Source organism: Proteus genomosp. 4 str. ATCC 51469 (assembly GCF_003144375.1).
Classification (GTDB): Bacteria; Pseudomonadota; Gammaproteobacteria; order Enterobacterales; family Enterobacteriaceae; genus Proteus.
Window position 1 is genome coordinate 1 of sequence record NZ_PENV01000003.1, and the last position, 14,105, is coordinate 14,105.

Here is a 14,105-nt window from a genome sequence, read left to right on the forward strand (position 1 = left end):
CGCGTATATGCGCTATTACAACCTAGAAAGGCTTCATACTGCCAACGGTGATCTGTCCCCCATTGAGTATGAACAAAATTCCTTAAGAAAAGTGTCCTGATTTAGTTGCGCAGAACAAGGATACTCTACGTCAGGCGCTTGAAAGGAGGTTTATCAACAACACAACCTATTATAGAAGAGGAATATGATGCGCTAGTTAACTGGTTGAAAAAAAGGGAAACATGGAGAGAATCTGACTCAGAATGGGTCTTTTTATCTCAAAAAACAGGTCCAATCTCTCGTCAACAAGTATATGGATTACTTCGCCGTTTAGGTAAAGAAGCTAATGTATCTATAAGCCCTCATCCCCATATGTTACGCCATGCATGTGGCTATGCGCTTGCTGATTTAGGTAGAGATACGCGTCTAATTCAGGATTACTTGGGACATCGAAACATTTCACATACTGTTATCTATACAGCAAGCAATTCAAAACGTTTTGTTCACATTTGGGATATAAGAAATTAACATTTAGTTTTTAATTAATATACTTACTGAGAATTAATACACTAAATAGAGTAGGCTATACTTTTTCAATAAGAATAAAGTTAATTTTAATCTAATTAAGAAAATTAGGAATTGTTTTATATTAAATAAATAATCACGATTACTGGTATTAATAATTTATTAATAATCGTTTTCCAGTTAAAGAATAATTTAATATCGATATTCTTTTTTTGATTATCTTTATTGGGAGAGTGTGAATTTAATATCAATCTTTATTTATAAAAAATATTAAACATTCTTTGTTTGATTTTTAATCAGAAAATAAGGGTCTTATTTAAAAAAATTTCTATTCTTAAAGTTTTTATTCATTTGCATTCCATGCACACGCTGTCATATCTCACTATCCCCTACGTTACTGTTAGGGGATAGTTATGAATTACCGTAAAAAAGTACGATTAACCTTTTACACACACCACCTGTCTTAGTGTATGAACAACTTCAACCAAAGATGATTGAGCCTTCATAACCGCATCAATATCCTTATAAGCCATTGGAATTTCGTCAATGACATCTTTATCCTTTCGACATTCCACATGAGCTGTAGCTCGGATCTGATCTTCAACACTAAAGGCTTTTTTAGCCGCCGTTCGGCTCATTACACGTCCTGCACCATGGCTACATGAACAAAAACTTTCAGCATTTCCTTTTCCTCTTACAATAAAGCTCTTAGCACCCATTGAACCAGGAATGATCCCCATTTCACCACTTTGTGCTGAAACAGCTCCTTTTCGTGTTACCAATACCTCTTCACCAAAGTGCATTTCCTTTTGCACATAGTTATGGTGGCAGTTCACTGCTTGTTGTTGTGTCGTAAAAGGTTTAGTGATTTGTGTTGATAATGCGGCCAACACACGTTCCATCATGACTTCTCGATTATGTCGTGCAAAATCCTGAGCCCATTCAACCGCTTCTATATAGTCATCATAGAAAAGCGTTCCTTCTTTTAAGTACGCTAAGTTTTTATCTGGCAAATTAGCAATATGTTCTCTCATATCTTCTTGTGCCATTTGTATAAATAACGTACCGATAGCGTTGCCAACTCCCCGTGATCCACTATGCAACATTACCCAAACGTTATCTGATTCATCAAGACACAACTCAATAAAGTGGTTCCCTGTTCCTAATGTTCCAAGATGACGATAATTATTAGTATTTCGTAAACGTGGATACTTATCAGTTAAAACCTTAAAACGTCCTTCAAGTTGTTGCCAATGTTGATCAACAAGTTTAGGTGGGTTCTTCCATGAACCACGATCATTCCCTGATTGATAACTCGTTCTTCCATGAGGAACAGCTTGTTCTATTGCTGTTCTTATCGCAAATAAATTATCGGGCAGATCATTTGCATGTAATGATGTTTTCACTGCTATCATTCCACAACCGATATCCACACCAACAGCCGCTGGAATAATCGCACCTTTGGTTGGAATAACACTGCCTATTGTTGAACCTTTGCCTAAGTGAACATCAGGCATGACCGCCATATGTTTAAAGATAAAAGGCATCTTAGCGGTATTGATAAGCTGCTTTAGAGCATCGGCCTCAACAGGCACACCATTTGTCCACATTTTAATTTCAGCAGTCCCTGCTTCTTTTACTATTTGGTGATCCAATATCATGCTTGTGCTCCTTTAATTTGGACTAATCCGTTTAATACTTGATCTAAACCGCCATAAACGGAGATCTTATCAATACGTTCTGCAATACGTTCTACCGTTTCTAGCTCTTTTAGCCTTAAAGCGACAGGGTTATTTTCCATCACTTTCGCAGTATTTAATAAAGAACGTGTTGCTGATGTCTCTTCTCTTCGACGAATGACATTAGCTTGTGCTGATTTTTCAGCTTCAACGACTTGCGCTAAAATCGTTTTCATTTCACCCGGTAAAACGATATCTTTTACCCCTAATGAAGCTACTTCAATACCATATCCTTGAGTGACTTCACTGATTTTTTCACTGACTAAACTATCTATCAGGCTTTTATTTTCTAATAATTCATCCAGCGTTCTTGTTCCTACTGCTTCGCGTAAGGCAAATTGCAACTCTTTATATAAGAACTCCAATGGTGAAGCCAGTTGTTGATATGCTAAAAGTACATCGCTATAACGCCAGTTAGCCGATAAATTAATACGCAGTGTCACTTTGTCTTTCGTTAAGATCTCCTGCCCACTAACATCCAGTGTTTGTAAACGCATATCGACTACTTCAACATCTACTTTATACTGATAACGCCAATATCCTTTTAGTCCCGGTGGCAATAAGGCTTGTGTTTCTCCATTGATCCGAATAACACCATTATGCCAAGCAGGAATATCCACATTGAGAACCCCTTCACTTCCCTTTATGACTTGATTTCGTAATTTAGGATGCTGGAGTTTTTTCATCAATATTGAAGATACTTCAAGTTCATCGATAGATACTATTTCTAGAGAACGGTCGGTATAACGCCAATATAAACGTCGCGTTCCTGGTGCTAAGATCTCTTTTAAAGAGCCATTTTCATATAAAAGGCCAATCTCTTCATCCGATAACACAATATCAAAACCATACTCAGCCACCCATTGAGGATAGTATTGACGTAAAAATTCGGCTTTCTCGCTTTCTAATGCTCCCCCATTTAAAGGGAAAACATCCGCACTGAGTTGATGCCCAAAATCAAAAAACTTATGTTCACCTGCTGTTAGCACATCAATGTACTCATCTTTTTTCTTTAAAAGTGCTAACTGCCCCTGTTTTACTACTATTGTTGTTTTTATCATTTTTCGTTCCTTCTTCTTTTTTATTCTTCTTTATATAGTGCAATTTATCGTGACTTACTTTTCCACGGGCAAGCTTTGCGAAACTGAAAGGAAAACAAGAGAGGAACGATACTTTGTTTGTCTCTTCTTCTGCTATCAATCCAGCTCAGTTGCTGGTGGATAAGTAAGGTGACGGTACAGCTGTCACAACGATTTTTTATATTTAAATTTACATTTGGATTTGTAATGGTTTTGGTGTCAGGAATCGAACCTGAAAATAACCCTCTTCACCTACAGAGTCTCGATGTGGAGGAACACATTTAGATAACACTACAGAGTGTTCCTCATGTGCCTACCAGATTTAAAATCTGCTCAAGACAGTAATAACAATGCCAATATCGTGCCAAGTTTTAAAAATATAAAAAATATTTTTAACTTGTTGTTTTTATTATCAAAAATATTTCTTGTGGTTTTTAGATATTTATCTATTAAATTAAAAACAACAGAACACTATCTTTTTATCTATATATTTATAAAAATAGATAAAAAATAAGTAGAGATAATTTAATGAAACGCAAAGTAGTAATTGGTGTTTTAGGCACAACATTAGATAAAAGAGGTAAAAGCCATAAAAGGTGGAACTCGTGGCGCCCAACAATTTCCATTTGTCATCAAAAGGATTTTCCTGTTAGCCGATTAGTGATGATCCACCAGCCTAATGACTCAATGCTAGCATCTAAAATTACAGAAGATATCCATACTGTCTCACCAGATACTGAAGTGTGGCCTTATGAAATTGATATTTGTGATCCGTGGGATCTCGAAGAGGTTTACAGCCATTTTCTTGATTTTGCAGTAAATTATCCATTTGATACTGAAAATGAAGAATATTATGTGCATATCACAACAGGAACACATATTGCTCAAATTTGTTGGTTTCTACTAACAGAAGCACACTACTTACCAGCAAAACTATTACAAACCTCCCCCACTTCTAAAATAGAAAATGAAGACGGTGCTAAAACTATACAGTCAGCTACAGGCAGTTATGCCATTATTGATCTTGATTTAAGCCGTTATACAAAATTAACGAGTCGGTTTGAACACTATCATAATGAGTCACTCTCTTTTTTAAAATCAGGGATTGCCACACGTAATGAACGCTTCAATACCTTAATTGCTCAGATTGAACGAGTAGCGTTGCGCTCTTTTGCTCCTATTCTATTAACGGGTCCCACTGGTGCAGGAAAATCATTTCTTGCTCAACGTATTTATGAATTACGACAATCGCGCCATTTTGTAAAAGGGCGTTTTATCGCAGTTAACTGCGCTACTTTGCGCGGTGACAACGCTATGTCCACTTTATTTGGACATGTAAAAGGCGCATTTACCGGGGCGTTGCAAGCTAGACAAGGATTATTAAGAGAAGCAGACAAAGGGATTTTATTTCTGGATGAAATTGCAGAATTAGGGCTTGATGAGCAAGCGATGCTACTTAAAGCGATAGAAGAAAAATCTTTTTATCCGTATGGCTCAGATACTGAAGTACAAAGCGATTTCCAGTTGATAGCAGGTACACATCGAGATATGGATAAACAAATTGCAAAGGGGCTTTTTCGCGAAGATCTCTATGCAAGGATTAATATGTGGTCTTTTTCATTACCGGGATTAGTCGATCGCAAAGAGGATATCGAACCCAATATCGACTATGAGTTACATCATTTTACAACACTCTATCAAAAAGCGATCCGCTTTAATTCAGATGCAAAATCTCACTATATTCGGTTTGCCACATCTGAGCAGGCTTTATGGCGTGGTAATTTTCGTGAACTTAGTGCTAGTATAACGCGAATGGCTACACTTGCTGAAAATGGTCGTATTACCCTTTCTCTTGTTGATGAAGAAATTAATCGTTTAAAACAAAATTGGGGAGTGGCTTCATCTTCTTTATTTAATAGTACTGATATTGATCTTTTCGATCTTAGCCAACTCAATACAGTTATCAAAACCTGTCAGCAATCATCAACACTCTCAGAAGCTGGTAGAAAACTTTTCGCAGTATCAAGACAAAATAAAAAACAACCCAACGATGCCGATCGATTACGTAAGTATCTTGCGAAATTTGATTTAAATTGGGAACAAATTCAACATGGAGAATAATATTTCATTATGGAGCTCATTTTTTTAGGCACTAACGCAGGCGTTCCGTCTAAAGAGAGGAATGTCACAAGTATGGTGCTTAATTTACAAAATAAACAAAAAAGTATGTGGATGTTTGATTGTGGTGAAGCCACACAACATCAGATACTGCATACTCGCGTGAAATTGCCGCGTTTAAATAAAATTTTTATTACCCATTTACACGGTGACCATATTTTTGGTTTGCCGGGACTACTTTGTAGTCGTTCGATGGGGGGAACTGAAACAGGCTTAACAGTATATGGCCCCTCTGGCATCAAAGCTTTTATAGAAACATCGCTGACATTAAGTCAATCCTATTTAACTTATCCTATTAATATTGTTGAAATTGACGAAGCGGGTTTTCTGTTTGAAGAAGAAGGAATGAAAGTCAGTTGTGAAGCGCTTTCTCATCCAGTACCTTGTTTTGGCTATCGTTTAGAGGAAGAAAATAGCCTCGGTAAACTCGATGCTCAGAAGCTAAAAGCTGAAAATATTCCGACTGGCCCTTGGTTACAAGAGTTAAAACAAGGCAAAACTATTACATTACCCGATGGAAGAGTCATTGATGGCCAAGAGTATATCGGCCCTGAAATAAAAGGACGCTGTATTGCTATTTTTGGTGATACACAACCCACGCCGGATGCATTAAAACTAGCGAATAACGCGGATGTTATTGTGCATGAAGCAACGTTTAAGCATGAAATGGCAGAACAAGCAAATAGTCGCGGGCATTCAACAACAGTACAAGCTGCAACATTAGCAAAAGACGCTAACGTCAAAAAGTTGATTATTACCCATCTTAGTAGCCGCTATTTACCAGAAGACTGTGTTGAGTTGCTCAATGAATGCCAACACGTTTTTAGCCATACTGAAATTGCGTCTGATTTTGCCGTGTTTAAGTTGTAGTTCTACTACTAGAAAGTAACAATAGCGACATTACGTCGCCATTGTTACTCTACAACATTCACCTAATCATCGATTTGTATTTTAGTTAATTATTCTGCAATGATGCGGTACGTTTTATCTTGCCATCTTGCAAAATAAAATTCACTTTCCCATCCCAAAACTCAGCTAAAAAAACATCTTCAGGCTTATCAATATGCTGATTTTTCATTTCTTCTTGTAACCATGCTTCATCTTTTTCTATTTGTACTAATTCTGAAGTACGGATAACGCCATCTTTCATCACAATCAAGGACGGCATTTTAGCACCGTCACACACTACTGTAATTTGTCCATCAGGTTCAATTTGTGCATAGTTTACTTCTTGAAATGAATGGATACCTTGAGCATGAAGACGTGAAGTAATATTAAGAATGTCTATTTTATTCTTCTTCTCCATGATGTTTTCCATAATAAACTCGCCCTTCTTTATGATAGGGATCGGATTTCCAATGGTAACCGCACGAAAAAAATTGAATCGTTTGCTGATATAATTGAGCAAAGAGATAAAACAAACACCAATTAAAAAGACAATAATATATTGGTAAAGAGGAATAGCATCAGTATAAATCACCCCTCCCATAATCCCCCCAAGAACAAAATTGCCAATAAAATCAATGGGAGTTAATTGAGAAAGTTGTGTTTTCCCTGATAAATTCATATGGGCTAATATGATAGTAAAACCAATAATAAATTTAATAATAACCAGAAAATAATATTCCATTTGCATCTCACATTTCCAATAATGTCTGCCCTCATTATTATAAAGCAGAAAACGCTATCCTGATAAAAATTCAAATTATTTTTCATGGGATTTGACTAAGAAAAAACACTTAATATACTTAAGTTAGTTGATTTTAAGACTCACACTATACTTATTACGATAGTTTACCTGTAATCTCTTACTATCAGCGTAATAGCTTCTCGCCTTTTTTACTACTTACGCGGGATATCACTGAATTGTTTTTGAACACACATTTTGGAGAAAAAAATGAATAAAAAACTACTTACTTCATTGGTTCTAGCGGGTTTGGTTACTATCACAGCTGGTTGTGATGATTCATCTAAAAAAGTCGATGATGGTATAGATAAAGCAAAAGAAACTGCAACTCAAGTAACTGAGACAGCACAAGATAAAGCTAACGAGTTGACAGAACAAGCCAAAGATAAAGCCGCTGACGTAAAAGAAGATGCAGCAGCAAAAGCAGATGAATTAACACAACAAGCTCAAGAGCTAAAAGATAAAGCAGAACAAAAAGCCGCAGAATTAAAAGCACAAGCTGATGAAAAAACAGATGCACTAAAAGAGAACATCTCACAAAAAACTGATGAGTTAAAAGATGCGAGTGCAACAAAAGCAGAAGAGATTAAGCAAAGTTTAGAAGCTGAAAGCAATAAACTCTCTGAAAAAGCGGCAGAGTTAAAACAAGATGCCAGTAAAACAGCAGATAACCTGATGCAAGAAGCTGACACAAAAGTTGATCAGCTAAAAGGTGATGCTTCAAAAACAAGTGGTGATATAAAACAACAGGCTCAAGAGACTGAAAATAAAGCACTTGATAAAGCAGATCAATTGACTGATCAAGCAAAACAAAAAATTGATGATTTAAAAACTGAGAACAAATAATCTGATATCAGTATTTTTGATGATTCAAAAGCCAGTTGATTTTCACTGGCTTTTTTTTGTGCAAAAAAAAGACAGGGGTTGATCGATTAAGCAAAAAATGTAACCATATTCTCCTTTTTTCAACAGGAGAAACCTATTAAAGAATGAAAGCACTTATATCACAATAATGGCAATCAATTGATTTAATTCTTTTTTTCTCCATTTTGCGGAAAAAATAATTTACTTCCGTTCTTTTATAAAACATCACTCAGACTTGATGTTTTATTCAAATTTTCTTACGAACTTTTCTTTTCTGATTATAAATAACAATCAGAAAGTTGATAGCGAAAAGTCTCTTTCTAGGAAAATAACAAAAAATAGGTTAACTATGAGTCAACAAAACGATATTACCCCTCAAAAAATTAGGATGAAAATTAATCCTCCCGTTTTTTATACCTCAGCGCTATTAATTCTATTAGTCGTTGGCTTCTCTGCATTATTTCCAGAGTTGGCTAATGACAAATTAGGTCATCTTCAGGAAAATCTCTTCACGAATGCAAGTTGGTTCTACATTCTAGCCGTAGCATTGGTTTTGCTGAGTGTGACTTATTTAGGACTTTCCCGTTTTGGTCAAATAAAACTGGGACCTGATCATGCTCGTCCTCACTTTAGCTATTTTGCATGGTTTGCCATGCTCTTTTCTGCCGGTATGGGGATTGGATTAATGTTCTTTGGTGTTGCTGAACCTGTTATGCATTATTTAATGCCCCCTACAGGTGAAGCGCAAACCATAGAAGCAGCCAAAGAAGCAATGCGATTAACTTTTTTCCATTGGGGATTACACGCTTGGGCAATTTACGCCATTGTTGCGTTAATTTTGGCATTCTTCTCTTATCGTCATGGCTTGCCATTAACACTACGTTCAGCACTTTATCCTATTATTGGTGATCGTATACATGGTCCTATTGGTCATGCTGTCGATATTTTTGCTGTTATGGGAACAGTTTTTGGTGTTGCAACTTCTCTCGGTTTTGGTGTTTTACAAGTTAATGCAGGTTTAAATCACCTTTTTGATGTTCCTATTAATCCAACCGTGCAAGTTGTATTGATTGTTGTGATAACAGGACTTGCAACTATTTCAGTTGTTTCTGGATTAGAAAAAGGTATCCGCTTTTTATCTGAACTTAACTTAGGATTAGCGGTAATTCTTCTTTTATTAGTCATTATTCTTGGTCCAACCGTATTGATATTAAAATCATTTGTTGAGAATACGGGGGGATATCTATCGGAAATTGTGAGTAAGACCTTTAATCTTTACGCATACGAACCCAAATCGAGTGATTGGTTAGGCGGATGGACTCTGCTTTATTGGGGGTGGTGGCTTTCATGGTCCCCATTTGTAGGGATGTTTATTGCCCGTATTTCTCGCGGTCGTACTATTCGTGAATTTGTTGTTGGTGTTCTGTTTGTTCCGGCTGGCTTTACCTTACTTTGGATGACTGTATTTGGTAATACCGCTATTCATTTAATCAAAGATAAAGGTGCAGAAGCTCTCGCAAATATCGTACAACAAGATGTGTCATTGGCTTTATTTGAGTTCTTAAATTATTTCCCATTTTCTTCTGTTTTATCCTTCTTCGCGATGTTGATGGTCGTTGTCTTCTTTGTGACCTCAGCAGACTCCGGTGCTATGGTCGTTGATACTTTAGCTTCAGGTGGCGATAGTGAAACACCTGTGTGGCAACGTATTTTCTGGGCAGGCTTAATGGGTGTTTCTGCAATTACTTTATTATTAGCTGGTGGTTTAACCGCGCTACAAACAGTCACTATTGCAAGTGCACTTCCCTTCTCAATGGTATTGCTTGCTTCTATTTATGGGTTAATAAAAGCATTGCGAGTGGATGTATATAAACGTGATAGCCAACAATTAACGACAATTGCGCCACCAGCAAGCCGTAATCCGATCCCTTGGCAACGCCGTTTAAGAAATATTGCCTATTTCCCTAAACGTTCTCATGTAAAACGTTTTATGGATGAAGTGATCCAACCCTCAATGGAAATGGTCTCTGCTGAGTTAAGTAAACAAGCGACACAATGTATTATCCATAACGATGAAGATGATCGCATTGGCTTTGAAGTCGATTTAGGCGATGACATGAATTTCTTCTATGAAGTTCGTCTGCGTTTTTATACTCAACCCGCTTTTGCTCTAGCTGGATTAAGTGATGAAGAAAGAGACGAAGAACATAAATATTATCGCGCTGAGATTCATTTAAAAGAAGGTGGACAAGACTACGATGTCATGGGCTGGACGAAAGAACAAATCATTCACGATATTCTTGATCAGTACGAAAAGCACATTCACTTCTTACATGTATTAGGTAAGCAATAATTTTGCCGGAGTGAAAACAACAAAAAGGAGATGCCACAGCATCTCCTTTTTTCTTATCAAATAACTTATTTCTCTGATTGTTCAACATCATCTGGATTAAGCGCAATCAACTCTTTTAATAATCCAGCTAGTCGTTGTAGTTTTTCAGTGGAAAACTTTTGCTCAAGCAATTGATAACCTTCTTCTATTTTAGGCTGAATTTTATCGTATAAATTTTGGCCGTTTGTAGAAAGTGAAACGAAAAGTTTACGTTGGTCACTCACAGGTTTTAAACGACAAATTAGCTCGTCTCTTTCCATTCTAATAAGAATACCTGTTAGGCTTGGTCGAAGGATACACGATTTTTGTGCTAATTCGTGGAAATCAATAGAGCGTTTATCCGCAAGTACGCGAATGATCCGCCACTGCTGTTCTGTCAGATTATGCTCTTTGAGAACAGGTCGAAAAAAACCCATCGCAGATTCCCGTGCTTGTAATAGCGCGATAGTTAATGATTCATGCATAATCAAGAAGCTCTTTATATGGTGTTATAGGTGAATGGACGAAAAATCACTCAATATAGACAGTGAAAAAGTACCGCTGTTTATGGTTTATAAAATGACTATATTCTAAGAATAGACTATTTGTTACAATTATTCATATTAACAAATAAATAAAGTTGACTCAATTTTTGCAATTTTATTCTCTTTGTGCAATTTATCACCCTTCACTATTATTTGTTTTAACACCTCTGTTCTCAACCTTTTGCCCTATATGCAATTATTATGAGTTTGCAATTTGTGTTATCCCTCTATCTATTGAAAAAAGTCGCCTGATTTGCCTATTACCTTAGTTATAAATTAGGAATAATGATCGTAGCGATAAGGTTGTCTCACATTTTTTTGAGATAAAGTTAACAGGTTGTAACAAAGAAAGATTGCTATCTTTGTTTATGCGCGGTAGCGTTACGGCTTTAAAACAACGCAACAAAGAGACCGGCAATAACATTACAACTTTGTTAGCGGAGTAGTTAGGTGATTTTTTAGTTATCTAACTAATAATTATTTTAAGTGAAGACGCCCACAGACGAGAAGTCTGGCAGTAGGAGTAAATAATGTCTGAGGAAAAACAGGCTAACCCACTTTTTCGGGATGCAATGGCAAACTTAGGTGCGGCAGTTAATATCGTTGCAACAAATGGCGATGCTGGATGCTGTGGCTTAACCGCAACAGCAGTATGTTCCGTTACTGATAACCCACCTACCGTGATGGTTTGCATCAACAGTAAAAGTCAGATGAACGCTATTTTTCAAGAAAATGGAAAATTGAGCATCAATATATTGAATCATGAGCAAGAAGAAATGGCATGTCATTTCGCCGGAATGACAGGGCTCGCGATGGCAGATCGCTTTACCCAGCCAGGATGGCAAAACGGACAATTACAACAACCCGTATTAACAAATGCACTCGCCTGCTTAGAAGGTGATATTTATGATGTTCGCCAAGTTGGCACACATTTTGTTTATATGGCTGAAATTAAAAATATTGCTGTACGTGAAGATGGTGATGGACTTATTTATTTTAAACGTCGTTTCCATTCTGTTAAAAATGAATTGGCACCTATCTCCATTTAAACTTTGGCTATTTCTGACTCAAGATAAAAACGCGCTTTCAATAAGGGCGTTTTTTATTATTAATAATATTTTTATAAAATTAAATATTTACCCAAAATAAATGAATACTTATTTAATTAAATATCAATTCCTAATTTTTAGGTCTTTATTAAACTTTTATTAACATCTGTTTGTTATAAAAGAATATCTTTAAATTATAATGAAAAAATTCTTTCTATAATCAATCAGTCACATCATCAAAAATATTTTCTTTCCACTTTCATCATGCATCTTTATTTATTTTAATTAGATTAAAATACAAACAAAAAATAATCTTATTGACGAAATTTTATACCAAAAGCCAATTAAATAGCTTTATTTGAAAATAAACTAATGAATATTTTTTTCAATCTGGTATTAATCTTCCCTACAGTGTGATCAACCTTTGAGAAGTCATTCCATCAATATATTAGTCTACTCGACTTGCTGATTACCTTCTTAAATTTGCAAACATCACTCTAAATACGGCAGATAATGTTACCGTCATGTAACATATCTCATAAGTTTGAGTAAATAACATCGTTGTTGAAAATAAATAATAATTAGGGGCATTACAGATATGGATAAACCCGCTCAAGTCGGTTTATTACAACAGCCTAAACCATTCTTTATGATTTTCTTTGTAGAATTATGGGAACGTTTTGGTTACTACGGCGTACAAGGTATTCTTGCCGTTTATTTTGTTAGTAAACTTGGATTCTCTCAAGAACAGGCTTTTATTACTTTTGGTGCATTTTCTGCACTGGTTTATGGGCTTATTTCTATTGGTGGTTATGTTGGTGATCACTTATTAGGAACAAAACGAACTATTGTTTTAGGTGCTATTGTCCTGGCTATCGGTTATTTCATGACTGGTATGTCAATTATGTATCCTAATTTAATTTTCTATGCATTAGGAACTATCGCTGTAGGTAACGGTTTATTTAAAGCGAATCCTGCAAGCTTATTAGCAAAATGCTATCCACCTAAAGACCCCCGTCTTGATGGCGCATTTACGCTATTTTATATGTCGATAAATGTTGGCTCATTAATTTCTTTATCTATTGCGCCAGTACTTGCCGATCATTATGGATATGGGCTGACTTATAATATTTGTGGTATTGGCTTAATTATCGCCTTATTGGTTTATTTCTTCTGTCGTAAGATGGTAGCAAATATTGGTTCTGAACCAGACCATTTACCAATGAATTACAACAAACTGCTATTAGTCATTGCTGGATCTGTCGCAATGGTATTTGCTTGTGCATGGTTACTGCACAACGTAATGATTGCGAATATTGTTTTAGTCAGCTTGTCTATTATTGTTGTCTTCATTTATTTCCGTGAAGCATTTAAACAAAAAGACCGTGTTGCACGTAATAAAATGTATGTTGCTTTTGTTCTGATGTTAGAAGCTGTTATTTTCTACATTCTTTATGCACAAATGCCAACTTCACTAAACTTCTTTGCTATTCACAACGTTCATCATAATATATTGGGTTTTGAGATCCACCCTGTAAGCTTCCAAGCTTTAAACCCATTCTGGATTATCATTGCTAGCCCAATCTTAGCCATCGTATATAGTCGTTTAGGCGCGAAAGGCAAAGATTTCTCAATGCCAGCGAAGTTTACCGCAGGGATGCTTCTGTGCTCGTTAGGATTCCTTACAGCTGCCGCATCGGGTATGTGGTTTGCAGATGCTCAAGGCTTAACATCACCTTGGTTTATCGTTCTGGTTTATTTATTCCAGAGTTTAGGTGAGCTAATGATCAGTGCATTAGGTTTGGCCATGGTTGCAGCTTTCGTACCGCAATATATGATGGGCTTTATTTTAGGTATGTGGTTCTTAACTCAAGCAACAGCCTATTTGTTAGGTGGTTATGTTGCAACCTTCACAGCAGCACCAGAAGGTATTACAGATCCACTACAGACTTTACCTATTTATACCGATGTGTTTGGTAAAATTGGTATTGTGACCTTAATTGTAGGTCTGGTTATGTGGGCAACAGTGCCTCTACTTACCCGAATGATGAAAGAAGAAAGCAAAGGCGTTAAAGTCACAGGCTAATCT

11 protein-coding genes and 1 pseudogene are annotated in these 14,105 nt (G+C 36.3%); 8 read left to right on the forward strand and 4 right to left on the reverse strand.

The window, feature by feature from the left end:
* Together DK866_RS04335 and mrpI are read left to right on the forward strand one after the other, a co-directional pair.
* The coding region (locus tag DK866_RS04335) for an IS3 family transposase (protein WP_162556975.1) at positions 1–100 on the forward strand (100 nt) is incomplete at its 5' end.
* Positions 101–114: 14 nt separating this feature from the next.
* A pseudogene (gene mrpI / locus DK866_RS04340) lies at positions 115–507 on the forward strand (phase variation DNA invertase MrpI); the annotation flags it as partial.
* A gap of 434 nt (positions 508–941) precedes the next feature.
* On the opposite strand, the gene DK866_RS04345 reads toward mrpI, so the two are convergent.
* Both DK866_RS04345 and DK866_RS04350 read right to left on the reverse strand, forming a co-directional pair.
* Complete coding sequence (locus DK866_RS04345) at positions 942–2,165, reverse strand: RtcB family protein (protein ID WP_109407872.1); 1,224 nt, start codon at positions 2,163–2,165, stop codon at positions 942–944.
* Positions 2,162–3,301 carry a slipin family protein gene (locus DK866_RS04350; protein ID WP_109408082.1) on the reverse strand — a complete coding sequence of 380 codons (1,140 nt, stop codon included), beginning with the start codon at positions 3,299–3,301 and terminating at the stop codon, positions 2,162–2,164. Before DK866_RS04350 ends, DK866_RS04345 begins: the two co-directional genes overlap by 4 nt.
* Positions 3,302–3,850: 549 nt before the next feature.
* Between DK866_RS04350 and rtcR the strand changes: the two genes are divergently transcribed.
* Together rtcR and rnz are read left to right on the forward strand one after the other, a co-directional pair.
* Positions 3,851–5,443: an RNA repair transcriptional activator RtcR gene (rtcR, locus tag DK866_RS04355; RefSeq protein ID WP_109407873.1), complete on the forward strand. Its 1,593-nt coding sequence runs from the start codon at positions 3,851–3,853 to the stop codon at positions 5,441–5,443.
* A gap of 9 nt (positions 5,444–5,452) precedes the next feature.
* Complete coding sequence (rnz, locus tag DK866_RS04360; protein ID WP_109407874.1) at positions 5,453–6,370, forward strand: ribonuclease Z; 918 nt, start codon at positions 5,453–5,455, stop codon at positions 6,368–6,370.
* A gap of 85 nt (positions 6,371–6,455) precedes the next feature.
* Here rnz and DK866_RS04365 read toward each other — a convergent pair whose 3' ends face one another.
* Positions 6,456–7,130, reverse strand: coding sequence for a DUF421 domain-containing protein (locus DK866_RS04365; RefSeq protein WP_109408083.1), 675 nt, complete (start codon positions 7,128–7,130; stop codon positions 6,456–6,458).
* 267 nt (positions 7,131–7,397) lie between these two features.
* Between DK866_RS04365 and DK866_RS04370 the strand changes: the two genes are divergently transcribed.
* On the forward strand, positions 7,398–8,033 hold the full coding sequence (locus tag DK866_RS04370) for a hypothetical protein (RefSeq protein WP_109407875.1): 636 nt from the start codon (positions 7,398–7,400) through the stop codon (positions 8,031–8,033).
* A 367-nt stretch (positions 8,034–8,400) separates the two neighbouring features.
* A complete protein-coding gene (betT, locus tag DK866_RS04375) occupies positions 8,401–10,404 on the forward strand; it encodes a choline BCCT transporter BetT (protein WP_109407876.1) in 2,004 nt (667 codons plus the stop codon).
* 65 nt (positions 10,405–10,469) lie between these two features.
* Here betT and hpaR read toward each other — a convergent pair whose 3' ends face one another.
* Positions 10,470–10,907 carry a homoprotocatechuate degradation operon regulator HpaR gene (gene hpaR / locus DK866_RS04380; protein WP_109407877.1) on the reverse strand — a complete coding sequence of 146 codons (438 nt, stop codon included), beginning with the start codon at positions 10,905–10,907 and terminating at the stop codon, positions 10,470–10,472.
* A 590-nt stretch (positions 10,908–11,497) separates the two neighbouring features.
* Here hpaR and hpaC point away from each other — a divergent pair.
* Complete coding sequence (gene hpaC / locus DK866_RS04385) at positions 11,498–12,016, forward strand: 4-hydroxyphenylacetate 3-monooxygenase, reductase component (RefSeq protein WP_109407878.1); 519 nt, start codon at positions 11,498–11,500, stop codon at positions 12,014–12,016.
* Between the two features lie 598 nt (positions 12,017–12,614).
* Positions 12,615–14,102 carry a dipeptide/tripeptide permease DtpB gene (gene dtpB / locus DK866_RS04390; RefSeq protein WP_109407879.1) on the forward strand — a complete coding sequence of 496 codons (1,488 nt, stop codon included), beginning with the start codon at positions 12,615–12,617 and terminating at the stop codon, positions 14,100–14,102.
* The last annotated feature ends 3 nt before the right edge of the window (positions 14,103–14,105 follow it).

Coding starts and splice junctions, on each gene's coding strand:
- DK866_RS04345 (WP_109407872.1), bottom strand. CDS start 2,165: ATGATATTGGATCACCAAATAGTAAAAGAAGCAGGGACTGCTGAAATT.
- rtcR (WP_109407873.1), top strand. CDS start 3,851: ATGAAACGCAAAGTAGTAATTGGTGTTTTAGGCACAACATTAGATAAA.
- rnz (WP_109407874.1), top strand. CDS start 5,453: ATGGAGCTCATTTTTTTAGGCACTAACGCAGGCGTTCCGTCTAAAGAG.
- DK866_RS04365 (WP_109408083.1), bottom strand. CDS start 7,130: ATGGAATATTATTTTCTGGTTATTATTAAATTTATTATTGGTTTTACT.
- DK866_RS04370 (WP_109407875.1), top strand. CDS start 7,398: ATGAATAAAAAACTACTTACTTCATTGGTTCTAGCGGGTTTGGTTACT.
- betT (WP_109407876.1), top strand. CDS start 8,401: ATGAGTCAACAAAACGATATTACCCCTCAAAAAATTAGGATGAAAATT.
- hpaR (WP_109407877.1), bottom strand. CDS start 10,907: ATGCATGAATCATTAACTATCGCGCTATTACAAGCACGGGAATCTGCG.
- hpaC (WP_109407878.1), top strand. CDS start 11,498: ATGTCTGAGGAAAAACAGGCTAACCCACTTTTTCGGGATGCAATGGCA.
- dtpB (WP_109407879.1), top strand. CDS start 12,615: ATGGATAAACCCGCTCAAGTCGGTTTATTACAACAGCCTAAACCATTC.